The organism is Grimontia marina (assembly GCF_900060185.1).
GTDB classification, from domain to species: Bacteria; Pseudomonadota; Gammaproteobacteria; order Enterobacterales; family Vibrionaceae; genus Enterovibrio; species Enterovibrio marinus.
Window position 1 is genome coordinate 63,788 of record NZ_FIZY01000010.1, and the last position, 16,127, is coordinate 79,914.

At 49.0% G+C, this 16,127-nt stretch carries 14 protein-coding genes; 5 read left to right on the plus strand and 9 right to left on the minus strand.

Annotation, left to right across the window (positions count from 1 at the left end):
- Positions 1-22: 22 nt before the first annotated feature.
- Positions 23-922 carry a DMT family transporter gene (locus GMA8713_RS07340; protein WP_062707269.1) on the minus strand — a complete coding sequence of 300 codons (900 nt, stop codon included), beginning with the start codon at positions 920-922 and terminating at the stop codon, positions 23-25.
- A 191-nt stretch (positions 923-1,113) separates the two neighbouring features.
- Between GMA8713_RS07340 and GMA8713_RS07345 the strand changes: the two genes are divergently transcribed.
- From GMA8713_RS07345 to hppD, 3 genes are all read left to right on the plus strand, one after another.
- Positions 1,114-2,013: an AraC family transcriptional regulator gene (locus GMA8713_RS07345; protein WP_062707271.1), complete on the plus strand. Its 900-nt coding sequence runs from the start codon at positions 1,114-1,116 to the stop codon at positions 2,011-2,013.
- Positions 2,014-2,148: 135 nt separating this feature from the next.
- Positions 2,149-2,496 (plus strand): DUF2750 domain-containing protein, encoded by a 348-nt coding sequence (locus GMA8713_RS07350; protein ID WP_062707273.1) that lies wholly within the window; start codon positions 2,149-2,151, stop codon positions 2,494-2,496.
- A 191-nt stretch (positions 2,497-2,687) separates the two neighbouring features.
- Entirely contained in the window at positions 2,688-3,761 is a 1,074-nt protein-coding gene (gene hppD, locus GMA8713_RS07355; RefSeq protein WP_062707274.1) for a 4-hydroxyphenylpyruvate dioxygenase, read from the plus strand.
- A gap of 49 nt (positions 3,762-3,810) precedes the next feature.
- Here hppD and GMA8713_RS07360 read toward each other — a convergent pair whose 3' ends face one another.
- Both GMA8713_RS07360 and GMA8713_RS07365 read right to left on the minus strand, forming a co-directional pair.
- On the minus strand, positions 3,811-4,491 hold the full coding sequence (locus GMA8713_RS07360; protein ID WP_062707275.1) for a flagellar brake protein: 681 nt from the start codon (positions 4,489-4,491) through the stop codon (positions 3,811-3,813).
- Between the two features lie 27 nt (positions 4,492-4,518).
- Positions 4,519-5,301 (minus strand): substrate-binding periplasmic protein, encoded by a 783-nt coding sequence (locus tag GMA8713_RS07365; protein WP_062707276.1) that lies wholly within the window; start codon positions 5,299-5,301, stop codon positions 4,519-4,521.
- 82 nt (positions 5,302-5,383) lie between these two features.
- Between GMA8713_RS07365 and GMA8713_RS07370 the strand changes: the two genes are divergently transcribed.
- Positions 5,384-7,705 (plus strand): hybrid sensor histidine kinase/response regulator, encoded by a 2,322-nt coding sequence (locus tag GMA8713_RS07370; protein WP_062707277.1) that lies wholly within the window; start codon positions 5,384-5,386, stop codon positions 7,703-7,705.
- 288 nt (positions 7,706-7,993) lie between these two features.
- Here GMA8713_RS07370 and GMA8713_RS07375 read toward each other — a convergent pair whose 3' ends face one another.
- The 6 genes from GMA8713_RS07375 to GMA8713_RS07400 are packed head-to-tail and all read right to left on the minus strand — an operon-like array spanning position 7,994 to position 13,941.
- Complete coding sequence (locus GMA8713_RS07375; protein ID WP_062707280.1) at positions 7,994-9,727, minus strand: ABC transporter substrate-binding protein; 1,734 nt, start codon at positions 9,725-9,727, stop codon at positions 7,994-7,996.
- 25 nt (positions 9,728-9,752) lie between these two features.
- Positions 9,753-10,025 carry a DUF2160 domain-containing protein gene (locus GMA8713_RS07380; RefSeq protein WP_062707283.1) on the minus strand — a complete coding sequence of 91 codons (273 nt, stop codon included), beginning with the start codon at positions 10,023-10,025 and terminating at the stop codon, positions 9,753-9,755.
- Positions 10,026-10,036: 11 nt separating this feature from the next.
- Entirely contained in the window at positions 10,037-10,834 is a 798-nt protein-coding gene (locus tag GMA8713_RS07385) for a carbohydrate ABC transporter permease (RefSeq protein ID WP_062707286.1), read from the minus strand.
- 3 nt (positions 10,835-10,837) lie between these two features.
- Positions 10,838-11,707, minus strand: coding sequence for a carbohydrate ABC transporter permease (locus GMA8713_RS07390; protein ID WP_062707289.1), 870 nt, complete (start codon positions 11,705-11,707; stop codon positions 10,838-10,840).
- Positions 11,697-12,833 (minus strand): ABC transporter ATP-binding protein, encoded by a 1,137-nt coding sequence (locus GMA8713_RS07395; RefSeq protein ID WP_062707292.1) that lies wholly within the window; start codon positions 12,831-12,833, stop codon positions 11,697-11,699. Before GMA8713_RS07395 ends, GMA8713_RS07390 begins: the two co-directional genes overlap by 11 nt.
- A 4-nt stretch (positions 12,834-12,837) precedes the next feature.
- On the minus strand, positions 12,838-13,941 hold the full coding sequence (locus GMA8713_RS07400) for an ABC transporter ATP-binding protein (protein WP_062707297.1): 1,104 nt from the start codon (positions 13,939-13,941) through the stop codon (positions 12,838-12,840).
- A 266-nt stretch (positions 13,942-14,207) separates the two neighbouring features.
- Here GMA8713_RS07400 and GMA8713_RS07405 point away from each other — a divergent pair, with 266 nt between their 5' ends.
- Positions 14,208-16,091, plus strand: a complete 1,884-nt coding sequence (locus GMA8713_RS07405) for a sigma-54-dependent Fis family transcriptional regulator (RefSeq protein ID WP_062707406.1) — start codon at positions 14,208-14,210, stop codon at positions 16,089-16,091.
- The last annotated feature ends 36 nt before the right edge of the window (positions 16,092-16,127 follow it).

The following is a 16,127-nucleotide window of genomic DNA, read 5'->3' on the forward strand; positions in this document are numbered from 1 at the left end:
CGGCAGAATAAAACGAGAGTGCTTAGCGGTGTGCGTGGTACCAGCGTTTTACAGGCTCAGGTAAGCCAAATACTCTCAGGTTCCCGCCAACCACCAACATTACGCCGAGCACCGATTGCCATGTCCATTCATAGCCTTCAAAAATGGTCGACAAAGACAGGGCAACCAGCGGGAAGAGGACGGTGCAGTAAGCCGCTTTAGCCGCGCCAATGTGCCCAACCAACGCAAGATAAGTATTGAAACCGATCACAGAGCCGATGATGGCGAGATAGGCCAACGCGGATACATACAGCGGCGTGGTGGTGAAGGCGAGTGAATGACCCATGAACAAGGCGATGGCGAACAGATACAGCGCACCATAACCCATGGCCCAGCCCGTGGTTGGCAGTAGTGGCATGCCTTTTTGTTGTGCGCGGGCAGAAACCAGATTACCCATGGAAAAAAAGTAAGTGCCAACAAAGGTGACGCCAAGACCGAGCAAAATGGTGAGATCCATGGCGGAGTGAATGAACTGGGCGCCAAACAGCATCAAGATGCCAGAAAAACCCATGAGTGCCCCTTGGATGAAAGATACGTCGGGACGTTTTTTCTCAAGCCACCAGAGGTTGAGCGCATTCAGGATCGGGGCGAGAGAAAAGACGACCGCGTTGAGCCCACTTGGAATGTACTGGGTGGCGAAATAGAAACAGAGAAAGTTGTTGGAGAACAGGCAAAGCGCCAACAGCACTGCCATTTTGTGGTTTTCTTTGGAAAGTCGGGGCAGCTTGCCGCGCAGGGCAAGCCAAGCCAGAAGCGCAGCGGATGCGATAGCAAACCGCCAACCCACAGAGACAACAACTGGGGTGTCTCCAATCTGGAAGGTGATCGCCAACCAGGTGGTTCCCCAGATTAAAACCGTGATGATGTAAAGCGATGCGTTCATGACTCCCCCTTTTCTCGCGCCAACTATCGTTGTTTTTTCGTCAATCTATCTTCGGGCAATTTTTTAGGCTTTCAGCATCTTGCGGTTTTTATAGATTCTTGCGCTTTTTTTGTTCGAAGCATGTTCAACCAGAGGAAGTGCCGATATATTGAGACTAGGGTCAACAGACCCTAAAAAGGAGCGATATATCAATGGATAAGGATTCGTCTGATTACCTTAAAAGGCAGCGCGTTTACAATGTGTTGAAGGACAACACGGCGCGACTGCACAATGAAATCTGGCAGGATAATGGTCTTGGGGCTGCCGTGTGGAGTAATAGCCACGGCAGTGCCAGCTATGAAAAGCCGGGGCATCATACGTTGAGTTTTTATCTTAGCGGCGGACAGAATACCAAGCGCTGTCTGTCCGGTGGTGACATGTTTGGTGGTGAAGACAAGCTGTGTCTGATGCCGACCGATCATCGCTCGCAATGGTCTTTTGCCGATCCTTTCAGCTTCTTCCATTTCTACTTCGAGCAAAAGCATTTACAGAACTTTGCCGAGCAAGTGTTCGACAAAGAAGGCCGACATATTGAGCTTAAAGAGTGCACCTTTGTTGATGATCCTTTCGTCAATCAACTGGTGCGCCAGACCATGCTGCAGTTGGACTGGGCCAGCGATACGGACAAGATCATGATGTCCCATGCCCAGCAAATGTTATTGCTTCATCTGGTGCGGCGTTATTGCCAATTGCCACTGCAATTACCAAAAACGCAAGGTGGGCTGTCGCCACAAAACCAACGTTTGGTTATGGATTACATCGAAAGCCACCTGATGCAGTCATTTACCTTGTCGGATTTAGCGACGCTAACACAGCTCAGTGAGTTCCACTTTGCCCGCATGTTCAAAACCAGCTTTGACTGTACGCCCCACCAATATGTATTGTCGCGCCGAATCGCAAGGGCCAAGGATTTACTCCAGGAAAACATTCTTCCGCTTGCAGATATTGCCGACGCCTGTGGCTTCTCTTCTCAACAACACCTTTCCCAGCAGTTCAAGCAACGTGTCGGCAGCACACCCGCTGCTTTTCGTAAGGCACAAAACCGACGTTAAGGCCAGTTAGAAAGCGCTTCTGCACGATCCTCACTTTTAATACACGCCTTTGCTCTCATGGCGCATAGATTGAGAAGTTGGGAAAACTGATTTCCCGCTGACTGGTCAATTATTGCGATGCATAGGAGAGCCTGCATGACGACCGAGAACACCACGCCTTTAGAGCATTTCGTGCACGCTTCCCGAGAAACGGGCGCGATATGGGGTTTACACTGTAAAGATGGTTGGGTGATTTGTGATTCAGCTATCTACGAAGATACGGATGTGATGCCGTTTTGGTCATCCCGTGAAGCGGCGGAAATTCACTGTATTGATGAGTGGGCTGACTTTGCACCTGTTGCTATTCCACTCGAAGAATTTGTCGATGAGTGGCTGATAGGTCTGGCGAATGATGCGGTGATGTTGGGTCCTGATTGGGGTATTAATCTCAGCGGAGAAGAAGTTGAACCTGTCGAACTGGCTAATAAATTTCATTTAAAATAGAGTGTTAATAAATTCTGTCAACCTGGGTGTACAAAATCTTCTTTACACCTAACCCACCTTTAGTGCGCACTCTTGCGTTGCTTTCCACACTTAACGACTGCTATTCCTATTTAAGTAAATTAACAAGCTTTTAACAGTTATTTGTATTGTTTCGACCACTCGCAAGGGATCGCAGGTTAGGAGGATTAACGATGGCACAGACAACAATCAACCCGATGGGGACTGACGGCTTCGAATTTGTTGAATACACCGCGCCGAATGAGAAGGGCATTGCTGATCTGAAGAATCTGTTTTCGCTGATGGGATTCGCGGAAATCGCTAAACATAAACACAAAGATGTGTGGCTTTATCGCCAAGGGGACATCAATTTCATTGTAAATGGCGAAATTGATTCGCAAGCGCAAGGCTTTGCCAAGGTTCATGGTGCCAGTGTGAATGCCATGGCTTTTCGGGTGCAGAATGCTCGTCATGCGGTCGACTACGCTGTAAAGCAAGGCGCTAAAGCCTGTGATGCACGTGTTGGGCCCATGGAGCTAAACATTCCAGCTATTTATGGCATCGGTGATTCCTACTTGTACCTCGTTGACCGTTATGGTGACAACGAAATCTACGACATCGATTTTGATTACTACTCAGACTGGCGTGAGCGCCTTGACGCGTCGAATGCGGGCCTGCAGGTGATTGACCATCTCACCCACAATGTTGAAAAAGGCAATATGGATGTATGGGCTGACTTTTACGACCGCATCGCCAACTTCAAGGAAATTCGATTTTTTGATATCGAGGGTAAACACACCGGATTGAAATCTCGTGCGCTAACCGCACCTTGCGGTAAAATTCGCATCCCCATCAATGAGTCTAGTGATGACAAGTCTCAAATCGCTGAATACCTCAAAGAGTACAATGGCGAAGGTATCCAGCACATCGCGCTAAGCACTGATGACATCTACAAAACCGTGGAGTCACTGAGAAGTCGTGGTATGCGCTTTATGGATACACCAGACACGTACTACGAGAACGTGAACTCGCGTGTGGGAGGCCATGAAGAAAGCGTTGACCAACTCCGCGACCTGAGGGTTTTGATTGATGGTAATGCGGAAACAGGCATCTTGCTGCAGATATTCACAGATACCGTGATTGGCCCTGTTTTCTTTGAAATCATCCAACGCAAAGGTAATCAAGGCTTTGGTGAAGGTAACTTTCAGGCGTTGTTTGAATCAATTGAACTTGACCAAATTCGCCGCGGGGTGCTGGATGCCGGATAAGCTCGTTAACCTCTGAAGATGAAAACAGGCCAATCGGCCTGTTTTTTCTTTATACATCTAGCGACCTGTCGTTCACCCGCATATCGAATAACAATTGATAGAAAAACTCTTTGCGCAAAGTCGAACTGCTTTCATCAAAGCGTATGCCTGCGAAAGGAGGCTCTTTTTCGTTGTTGACGGAGATAACTTTGCCAGTGATGGTGCCTTTTAAATCGCTGCTATATTCAATCTGGATTTTCAGCGTTTCGTCTTCGAAAAAAAGGTGTTCGTCACCGGAAGCCGAAAGGCAACAACCTGAAACAGAGTAATCGACAAGGCGTCCTTTGAATAAACCCTCGTCTGCCTTTACACGCACCGTGAGGTTTGTATCTATGCGAGGTTCCTGTCGGATTTGTCGATAAGCAATGCTTTCCGGTAGGGAGACAATTAGCATGCGAATAGGTTTCTTGATAACCCCCATGACCAAGGAGCGAAATGCGATCACATCGCGAAACTCACTGTATGTGACCGCGCGGATGATGAGTTCGTTATTGGGTATGTAGAAACGTTCAATAATGGGGTCCTGACCGTATGGGCAATCAATCAGCAAAAATTGGTCTTTGCGATAACCGACAATCCTTGACGTTACCTGAGTTTTTCGTGGGTCGTTTGAAAGCTCAATGTTCAGTCTAGCCCCTACCGATAACAGCCGGTAAAAACTGTCAGGAGAGTCTTTTCTTACTACCTGCATAAATGTATTCTCTGCCCACTAAGAAGATCATAAATATTCGCCAATGATGCTTGCCAACTCCCCGTTATCGAGCATTTCCTGTAATCGTTTATCCATAAACTCTTTAAGCTCCGAATTGATGCCTGGTGAGTAGGCGAGATAAATGTTGTATTTTGGAATGAGGTTATTGACCTCATACAGGGTGTATTCGTTCTGGGTGTATCCGAGACGTTTAAGGTGATACTTAAGCCGAAGATCCATTTCGACGAATCCCCCGACACTTTTAAGACGGTTAACGACGCGAAATGCGGAGTCATAGTTCTTTACGCGCACTTCACTGACGGCTCCTTTTTTGATTTGTTCTTCAAGGCCGGGATAGTCAAACCCAAACAGCAGCACAGCGATTTTCCCGTTCAGATCTTCCGGGGTTTGGTAAACAAAATCTGAATCAGTTCGGCTAAGGATACTGTGCTCTACCTCAAGAATTGGATACTTTGATAGATTGACCGCTTGCATGTCGCCCCAGACAGGACTGCCATATGTTACCCAGTTTTTGTCTTTATTTTTATTTAATTCAGCAAGATAGCGATTGAATGGGTAAGTATGAATAACGAGCTGGTGATCAGTACCATAAAAAGCCTGTTTAAGTACGTCCGTGACTATGCCACGATGGTTAGCACCGTTGTCCTGAATTTGCAGCGGTTCAGCCTGATCTTGGATAACGTAGTAGTCCAACGTCGCAGAGAAAGTAGTTGCAGATAAAAGGAAAAGTGGCATCGGGTAGAAGATGACGCGATTAACAATACGGCGAATGGATTGCTTTCCAGACATAGTTTTGACCATCCATGTTTACAAATCGTGGCTATTCTTACATGTGGTTGATCTGAATTTAAGACATTAATAAGCCTAGACTATGTTGAATCAAAAAGAGAATCTTCATCAGCCTTCAAGCATGGCAGCACGGTTAGTCGGTCGTGTTCTTCTTGTTTGTAGTCTTCTTGCATTCCTTGTCGCGGCTTTTGCTCTGTACTTGGATTATCAGTCACGTACTGAACAAATGCGTAGAAATGCTTTGTTAATACAAAAGACCGATCTTGCCAGTATTACGAATAGTGTATGGCAAGAAGACATGGTGCAATTGGAGGTGACCACACTTGGGATCTTCCGCGACCCCGAGATCAGCTACATCCGTGTCTTCGATGAAGATCGTACTTTATCTGAACATGGTGTCCTCCCATCAGAGCCAAAGTTTGCGTATCAATGGCCATTGGTGCACGAGCAATTCGGAAAAACCTATCATCTTGGTTTCTTACAAATAGAAGTGAGTCTGGAGGGCATTTACAGTGCACTCACTGAACGGTTTGTCACGCTGTTGCTCTTCTTGGGTGGCGCAACCCTTGTCCTCGGTGGTTTGGTTTTCTTTATTGTTTACGTGGATGTTGTGCGGCCGCTGGTATGGATATCTCACGGCGTCACCAAATTTGGTACGGATAATCTACCTAAACCGATTGAACCACCCAGCCAGAAAATGGGCGAGGAGCTGGTCACGCTCTACACCCAATACAATCACACTATCGAAAAAATGCGAGAGTACAGCGCAGAACTTAAAAGCGCTAAGGTACAAGCAGAAACCGCAAACCAGAAGAAGAGTGAATTTCTTGCCAATATGAGCCATGAAATTCGAACGCCGATGAACGGTATCATTGGTATGGCTTCTTTACTGAAGGGTACGCGGTTGGATGAAGAGCAGCGAGAGTTTATCGAAATGTTGGAAACCTCTTCCCTTTCTTTGCTCGATATCATTAACGACATTCTTGATTTCTCTAAAATTGAAGCAGGAAAGCTCGAGCTGGATGTGGTGGAGTTAAATTTGTGCGAGCTATGCAAAGACATTGAGCACCTCTTCCGCTTACGTACAAAAGAGAAAGGACTAGCATTTGCCTGCCATCTCGACAAAGACCTCACACCATTACTGATGGGCGATGCACCGCGATTGCGTCAAGTCATGATTAACCTTGTTGGTAATGCTGTCAAGTTTACTCAGCACGGCAGTGTGACTGTGGATATTCACCAAGTCGCGGAAGCGGGTGACAACATTTCGGTGCGCTTTGAAGTCACAGATACGGGCATTGGGATTCCCCGCGATAAGCTCGACACCGTTTTTGAGAAGTTTGAGCAAGCTGATGGCAGCATGAGCCGTAATTTTGGCGGAACCGGGCTTGGTCTGGCTATTTCCAGCCAAATCGTTGAGCTTATGGGGGGACACATTTTTGTGGAAAGTCAGGAAGGTCAAGGGAGTTGTTTTTACTTTACCGTCACCTTAGAGCGCGCTCAAATGCCTGAAGCAACACCTACCGATGCCTTGCTATTCTCAGATGCCGCTATGTTGTTAGTGGATGACAGTCGCCTGAATATGAGGATAACCAGTGCGCAACTGGGTAACCTTGGTTGTCAGGTCTCCTGCTGCGTTCATCCGGAAGATGCGGAAGGGATGATTGAAGAGCGAATCGATACTGCCAAGCCGTTCAAAATCGTTATTCTCGATAAGTTGATGCCAAACTCAGATGGCTTTTCCATTGCTTCCCAATTGCGAAAGCGCTTTGGTAAGTGCTGTCCAAGCCTAATGATGATCACTGCAGCGCCTGAGGTGCAAGACAATATAAAGTTAAAGGACTTGAATATTGAAGGCTACCTCTCCAGGCCTTACAAATTTAACGATCTGCGCAGTCACCTGAGCCGTATCCTGCGTGGTCAGCAAGCCAACCTTGGTGTGATTTCCATGGCTAGCCATAAAGCCGAGCAAGAGTCACGGGAAGTCAAAGTAGCAGAAGCGCCCACCTATTCAGGACGAGTGTTGGTGGTGGAAGACACCTTGGTAAATCAGCGAGTGACACAGGCGATGCTATCAAAGCTTGGTGTGGAGGTTGTGGTTGCTGAGAATGGTCAGGTGGCGATTGATTATTGCAAAGAAGATATGTTTGACCTGATTTTTATGGATTGCCAGATGCCAGTGATGGATGGCTATCAGGCTTCCAGGCTTCTCCGTGAGCATGAGTATGCCCCGCACACGCCGATTGTTGCCCTGACGGCAAATGCAACAGCACAAGATAGGGATGAATGCCTTAAAAGCGGCATGGACGATTACATTGCGAAGCCAGTGAGTAGGGCAGAGTTGGAGCGAATGATTAAGGCACACATGCCTGGCTCACAGCATGGGGAAGCTAAAACGCTCTAACGTTTAGAACCTTTTAAGTCAAATAAAAACGCCTGCTACCGCAGGCGTTTTGCTTACTTGGACTCGTTACATTATACCAATCGTAGTAAATATCTGCTCATCCTAGCTTGTAAAAACACTCGATAACTGCGTTGAAAAATTTGATTGTAGAAGAACTACTTATCGAAATTTTTCGCCTTGTTCTCGAGCACTTTTCCTACGCTATCTCTGATCACCTACCTACTGTGATTGGTATTACATCTTCAACAAGATAAAACATCTCGTCGTCGTTGCTCTTTACTTCAATATTTACAATGCTGACTTCCATTGCTGGAGCAGTTCATCGTAGTTGATGGTCTGGCCTTGCGGCTTCTCGTTACTCAGCTTGGCTTTCGGTGCGCCCGGCAGGTTCAGCCAGTATTCAGCATCACGTGGCTCATTCAGCTTAGGACCACAATCGCCTTGTACTTTTGCACGCTCAAGACGTTGAAGTACGCGGTCTTGTGCTTTCGCCAAACCGTCCAGTGCTTCCTGCGGTGTTTTCTCGCCGTTTGCTGCTTCAGCAATGAATTGCCACCACAGTTGAGCAAGTTTTGGATAGTCAGGCACGTTGGTACCGGTTGGCGTCCACTGCACGCGCGCTGGGCTGCGGTAGAATTCCACCAAGCCACCCAGTTTTGGTGCTGCATCTGTCATGGCCTGAGAGTTGATATCAGACTCACGGATAGGCGTCAGACCCACCAGCGTTTTCTTAAGAGACACGGATTTCGCCACAGTGAACTGCGCGTAAAGCCATGCCGCCATGCGGCGTTTTGGATCGGTCGATTTCATCAGAGTCCATGAACCGGCATCCTGATAACCGAGCTTCATGCCATCTTCCCAGTAAGGACCGCGAGGCGAAGGTGCCATGCGCCATTTTGGTGTGCCATCTTCATTCACAACGGCCAGACCCGGTTTGGTCATGTCAGCAGTAAAGGCGGTGTACCAGAAGATTTGCTGAGCAATAGAGCCCTGTGCTGGAACCGGACCTGCTTCCGAGAAGGTCATGCCCTGTGCTTCCGGTGGCGCGTAATCACTCAACCAGTCAACGTATTTGGTGGTGGCATACACTGCCGCAGGGCCGTTAGTGGCGCCGCCACGCTCAACGCTGGAACCAACGGGTGAACAGCCTTCAGCACGGATACCCCACTCATCAACGGGCGTACCGTTTGGAATACCTTTGTCACCGGCACCTGCCATTGAGAACCAGGCATCGGTGAAGCGCCAACCCAGAGACGGGTCTTTTTTACCGTAATCCATGTGGCCGTATACGCGCTCGCCATCAATCTCTTTTACGTGAACAGAGAAGAATTCAGCGATGTCTTCATAGGCAGACCAGTTGACCGGTACACCGAGTTCATAGCCGTAAATCTCTTTGAACTTGGCTTTCAGGTCATCACGGGCAAACCAGTCAGCGCGGAACCAGTAGAGGTTAGCGAACTGCTGATCAGGCAGTTGGTAGATTTTGCCGTCCGGGCCGGTGGTGAAACTGATGCCAATAAAATCGTCCAAATCCAGAGTAGGCAGGGTGACGTCTTTCCCTTCGCCGACCATGTAATCGCTGATTGGGAATACCTTGCCGTAGCGGAAGTGGGTACCAATCAAATCAGAGTCATTGATATAGGCATCGTAGATACTGCGGTTAGACTGCATCTCCGTTTGCAGTTTTTCCACCACGTCGCCTTCCTGAATCAGGTCATGGGTGACCTTAATGCCGGTAATTTCCTCGAAGGCTTTCGCCAGCACTTTGGACTCATATTCATGGGTGGTAATGGTTTCTGATACAACCTTGATTTCCATGCCACGGAAAGGTTTGGCAGCGTCTGTAAACCAGGCCATTTCCTTGAGCTGTTCCTCTTGGCTTAGCGTGGAAGGGGTAAACTCATCGCCAACCCACTTCTTTGCTGCGTCGCTGTACTGATCGGCGAGGGCCGCCGGTGCCAGTAGCAAGCTGATCATGAACCCAAGTGGTGTCCATTTGTTTACAGCAGGCAATTGCTTCATAGTTTCGCTCCTTTGTCGTTTTGTCCTAACCCCAACGTAAAACCGAGATAAGCCACACGATGGCGATCCCGAAGGGATACCAGATAGGCAGATCCGTCATACCGATGAAGAAAAGGTGGATATAGGCACTGCCAAGCAGCCCTATAAAGAGTTGATCACCCCGGGTTGTGCGGATAGGCAGGAATCCCTTCCTTTCCACACAGGGACGGAGTACTTCGAATACGGTCATCGCCACCAACATGCAGGCGATGGTGATAAAAAACAGGGCGCTCGGGAGTGTCCAGGCCATCCAATTCATGTCATTTCTCCTTATACACGTCCGAGTGCAAAGCCTTTGGCAACGTGGTTACGCACGAACCAAATCACCAACAGGCCGGGAACAATGGTCAACACACCCGCTGCGGCGAGCACACCCCAGTCGATACCAGAGGCACTGACGGTTCGGGTCATGGTTGCCACAATGGGTTTAGCGTTTACAGAAGTCAGTGTTCGTGCCAGCAGTAGCTCAACCCAGCTGAACATAAAGCAGAAGAACGCGGTAACGCCGATCCCTGAGCGGATCATCGGGATAAAGATCCGCCTAAAGAAGCGCGGGAAGCTATATCCGTCAATGTAGGCGGTTTCATCAATCTCCTTTGGCACACCGCTCATAAAGCCTTCCAGAATCCATACCGCGAGCGGTACGTTGAAAAGGCAGTGGGCGAGTGCGACCGCAATGTGCGTATCGAACAAACCCACGGAGCTGTAGAGCTGGAAGAAGGGCAACAGGAATACTGCAGGTGGTGCCATTCTGTTGGTCAGCAGCCAGAAAAAGAGGTGCTTGTCGCCGATAAACTTATAGCGCGAGAACGCATAAGCGGCAGGCAACGCAACCGCCAGTGATAGCAGGGTGTTGATACTCACGTAGGTGAGTGAGTTCAGATACCCCGAATACCAACTTGGGTCGGAGAAGATGACCGCATAGTTCTCCAACGTGAAGCTCTGTGGCCAGAAGGTGAGGCCACCTAAAATCTCTTCGTTGGTTTTAAATGACATCATCAGCAGCCAGTAAATTGGCGTCATCAGAAACACAATGTAGGCGAGCAGGCCAAAGGTTTTTCTGTTCATGGCTTAGCTCCTTTTGTCCATGTTGGTCATTGCGGTATAGAACACCCAACACACCAGTAAGATGATGAGGAAGTAAATGATCGAGAAGGCGGCGGCAGGGCCGATATCAAACTGACCGACGGCCATCTTGGTTAACGCCTGTGAGAGGAAAGTGGTGGCGTTACCCGGACCACCGCCTGTCAGCACGAAGGGCTCGGTATAGATCATGAAGCTGTCCATAAACCGCAGCAGGACACCGAGGAGCAGCACACTCTTCAGTTTGGGCAATTGAATGTAGCGGAACACAGCCCAGTTCGATGCGCGGTCGATTTTCGCCGCTTGATAGTAAACATCAGGAATGGCACGAAGGCCGGAGTAACAAAGCAGGGCGACGAGTGATGTCCAGTGCCAGACATCCATCACCAGCACGGTAATCCACGCATCGACCGGATCGGAGGCATAGTTGTATTCCACCCCAAGGTTGTTGAGGAACCAGCCGAGTAAGCCGATATCTGCCCGCCCGAATATCTGCCAGATGGTGCCGACAACGTTCCAGGGGATAAGAAGGGGAATGGCGAGAACGATCAACACCAGCGAGGCTTTGAAACCGCGTGCCGGCATACAAAGCGCCACCGCGATACCCAGCGGGATTTCAATCGCCAGTACGCAGAAAGAGTAGATAAACTGACGAACCAGAGAGTCGTGTAAACGAGGGTCGTTCAGGATTTCCTTGTACCATTCTGTACCCACAAAGTAGCGGGTGTTCTGATCGAAAATATCCTGAATCGAGTAGTTCACCACCGTCATCAACGGGATGATGGCGGAGAAGGCGACCAGCAGGAATACTGGGAGAACCAGTAGCCAGGCGCGGTTATTTTCCGTCTTAGTTTGCATCCTGACCTCCTGTCGCGCTTGTGCTTTCTTCCGGCTCTCCGGCCAGATACTCATCGATGTAGAGCTTCAGCCACTGAGCTGGGAAGCTGATATGGGCGTGTTCTTGAGGAATCGGCGCTTCTTCAGCGATGCGCAGTTTGATAGGTTGGGTACCGAACATGGCGGTGACGATTTTGTAGGTGCCCAAATCTTCAACGTGCTGTACGGGGACTTCCCAAGAATCCTCCCTTTTTTCCTGCCACACATGCACAAACTCAGGGCGTATTCCGACCTTGATGTTGTTGCTGCTGGTGTTTTCCAGCATCTGGCGCTGAGTGTCCGTTAAGGTGATAGGCATGTCTTCAAAAGACACATTGCCGTCAGTGGAGCGCTGAACAGGCAAGAGGTTCATGCCTGGGCTGCCAATGAAAAAACCCACGAAGGTGTGGTTGGGGCGCTCGAACAGTTCGCGTGGAGAGCCAAACTGTACGATTGTCCCGTCAAACATCACGGCGATCTCTTCTGCGAAGGTGGCGGCTTCGAGTTGATCGTGGGTCACGTAAATCATGGTGATGTTGAACTGTTCATGGATCTGGCGAAGCTTGCGGCGCAGTTTCCATTTAAGGTGTGGGTCGATAACAGTGAGTGGTTCATCAAACAGAATGGCGGAGACATCTTCACGCACCAGACCGCGACCCATGGAGACTTTCTGTTTTTCATCTGCGTTGAGGTTGCTGGCGCGCTTATCCAGCACGCTGTTGAGTTCCAATAGCTCAGCCACTTCACTGACACGTGAACGCACCTTGGCTTCCGGTGTTTTCATGTTGCGGAGGGGAAAGGCGAGGTTGTCGTATACCGTCATGGTGTCGTATACCACAGGGAACTGGAAAACCTGCGCGATGTTGCGCTCTTGTGGCGCAAGTTGGCTGACATCCTGATTATCAAACATCACTTCCCCTTCTGACGGTGTCAGCAGGCCGGAGATAATGTTCAGCATGGTGCTTTTGCCGCAACCGGAAGGGCCCAACAAGGCATAGGCACCACCATTGCGCCAGGTGTGGGTCATTTTCCGGATAGCATAATCCTCTCGGCTTTGTGGTGAAGCCTTGTAGGAATGTGCCAAGGAATTAAGAATGATTTCTGCCATATTGTTACCCCCCTATGCCCGGCATTGACTGGACGCGACGCGCAGACTGAATGAGCTTTTGTGACTCATCGAAGACATAAAGTTTGTGGGTAGGCACATAAATACTGATCTTCTGATCAACGTCGTAGTCGTGAACCCCCGGTAAGTGAAGCACCATATTGATGTCGCGGTTTCTGACGTGCAGGAAAGTTTCACTGCCGCTGATCTCCGCCAGTTCGACATCAACGGTCAGTTCTAAATCGTCATCATTGTTCGGCACCAAACTGAGGTGGTTAGGGCGGATGCCAAATTGATATTCCCCGTCGGTTAGCTCGCCAAGGTCAGTGTTGAGTGGAAAGTGAATGTGTTCGTCGAAAGAAACATTGCCGCCGCCGACACGGCCACGGATCAGATTAATGGGCGGCTCACCAAAGAGTTCAGCACTGGTGACTGAAGAGGGGTGGTGGTAAACCTCTGCGGTCGGCCCGGATTGAATCACCTTACCTTCATGCATCAGAACCACATTGCCGCCAAGAGCAAGGGCTTCGTTAGGCTCTGTGGTGGCGTAAACCGCAATGGTGTTGCGCTCAGCAAACAGCTCGCGCATTTCCTGACGAAGCTCCTCACGCAGTTTGTAGTCGAGATTGACCAGAGGCTCATCAAACAGAATCAAGTCAGCGTTTTTCACCAGTGCCCTTGCCATCGCGGTGCGTTGTTGCTGACCGCCTGACAGTTCGAGAGGCAGTCGGTCAAGAAACTGTTCAATGTGAAGCATCTCTGCCGTTTCCTGCACTTTCTGCTTAATGAGTGCTTCAGGTTGTTTTTCCAATCGCAACGGTGAGGCGATGTTTTCGAAGACAGTCAGGTTGGGGTAATTGATAAATTGCTGATAGACCATGGAGACATTGCGTTCCCTTACGGGTATGCCAGTGACATCCTGTCCATTAAAGAGCACGCGGCCGTTGGTGGGTTTATCCAGCCCTGCCATCAGGCGCATCAAGCTCGTTTTCCCCGCCAGTGTTCTGCCGAGTAGGACGTTAAAAGAACCGGGTTCTATCCTCAGGTTGATATCGTCCAACCACGTTTCATGGTTGCTGATCCTTGTGACGTTCTCCAATTCGAGTGACATGTAAACTCCCTGTATAAATAACGACGTGCTGTACTGGCGACATCGTCAATTGCGCGAACGCGCACTAATTTTCGAATCCGAATGTCATACGCTAGATTCGTGCCAGAAGTTAAATTAATGTTAATTAAATGAATTTGAAGGGATAAAAATAAGTGTGAACAGCGTCACTGTGTAAGTAGTGTGAACATATTTGTTGACTGTTAACAAAATGTGAACAATGCTTGACAGTCTTCTTTCTGTTCGAACGCGCATGGATGGGTGGTGAAATGAGCGATCTAACTCAGTCTCACAATGAGGTTATAGAGGCTTCATGGAAGCGCTGCCGTTCCTTTGGACTAAATCCAAAGAGTGCACCGGCGATCATTCGTTTGAACAAGGGGGACTGGGAAGATGCTCAGGGGAAGTCACGAGACCTGATTGTCACGACGCAAGAGCAGGTGCTGCCTTACTACGAAAATATTCTGGTAAACAGCAACAGCTTGGTTTTACTGGCTGACAGCAGCGGAAACTTATTGAGCCGTTGGGGACGTCCGGGCTTTATTAACCAAATGGAAAGCCATCTTTTCGAGCAGGGAACCAGTTGGCTGGAACGGTTTAATGGTACTAATGCGGTTGGCACGGCATTACAAACAGGCGAATCAGTTGTCGTCGGTCGGGATGAGCACTATCTGATCGCCAACCGCTATATGACCGCTTCTGCTGCACCTATCTTTAACAGTGAGCGTGAGCTTGTTGGGGTATTGAATATCTCATCTGATGCTTATCTACCTACTTCCCATGTGAATGGGATGGTGAAAGTGATGACGCAATCGGTTGAGAACCAGCTCATCATGGCGACGTATCGCCAGCACTATTACACCTTGGTGTTCAATAACAGCGAGGATAACCACACCAGTCAGTGGGCGGGATTACTGGTTTTTAATGACGCAGGTGAGATTGTCGCCGCCAACCGACGGGCAGATCTGTTAGTTGGGCATGTGCTGAAAGGGCTGAACATCGAAATGGTGACTGGGATCACCACGCTAAAATTATCAGCGCATCCAGAGAACCAAACACTCTCCTTCCTTGGCATCTCTAACTATCGCTTGTTTGGTACGCTCAAACGCCCCCTCACTAACATGATCCGTGCACCGCAATCGCCTTTGTCTTCAGTCAAAATAAAATCAGAGCCGAAGCCAACAAAAATAGCCTCAGGTGAACGCCAACTTTCAGACTTGGATCTTGGCGACATGAAAATGCAGAAAGCGATTAAGCGGGCAGCCAGCGTCGCCAACAGTGATATTCCCCTGGTGATTCAGGGCGAGACCGGTGCGGGCAAGGAAGTATTTGCTAAAGCGGTGCATGCATCTTCCGACCGCGCGGATAAGAAGTTTGTGGCGGTGAACTGTGCCGCGATTCCCACTGAGCTGGTGGAGTCAGAGCTTTTTGGTTATGTGAAAGGGGCGTTTACCGGTGCCAATAACAAAGGCAGCATGGGTTATATCAGGCAAGCTGATGGCGGCACCTTACTGTTAGATGAAATTGGCGATATGCCGCTTCATGTGCAGGCAAGATTGCTGCGTGTACTGCAGGAAAAAGCAGTAACCCCGCTCGGAAGTACGGAAAGTTACCCTGTTGATTTCCGCGTGATCAGTGCGACTCACCAACCGCTAAGGGAAGCGGTATTCAAGAAGCAATTCCGCGATGACTTGTATTACCGTATTAACGGGCTAACCCTGTTTCTTCCTTCCCTATCAGAAAGATCGGACATCAACGCGCTAGTTATTCATTTACTTGATGGACTGACGGTAGGGGATTCTCCTCCTATCAGTAATGAGGTGCTTCGCTTGTTTGAGCAGCATCCCTGGCCGGGCAATATTCGCCAGTTGGTGAACACTTTACGTGTTGCGTTGGCATTGTCAGGTGGCAGTATGATCCACCTTCACCATCTACCCGATGATTTCTTCCTCGATCTAGAAACGCCATCTGAAAAACCAGAGGCGACTCCTCACGAACAAATTGAAATGACTCCGTCACTAGTCGTAAGTTGGCGAGAGAGCCTGCCAGAACTTTATTCTGCAACAGAGGGAAACATTACCCGTATTGCGGAACTTTCCGGTGTAAGCCGAAACACCATCTATAAACGTCTACGTGAGCTTGGGATTAAGTAGTTAACTTGCTGTATTTGAATACTTTTTCTTGTGAAC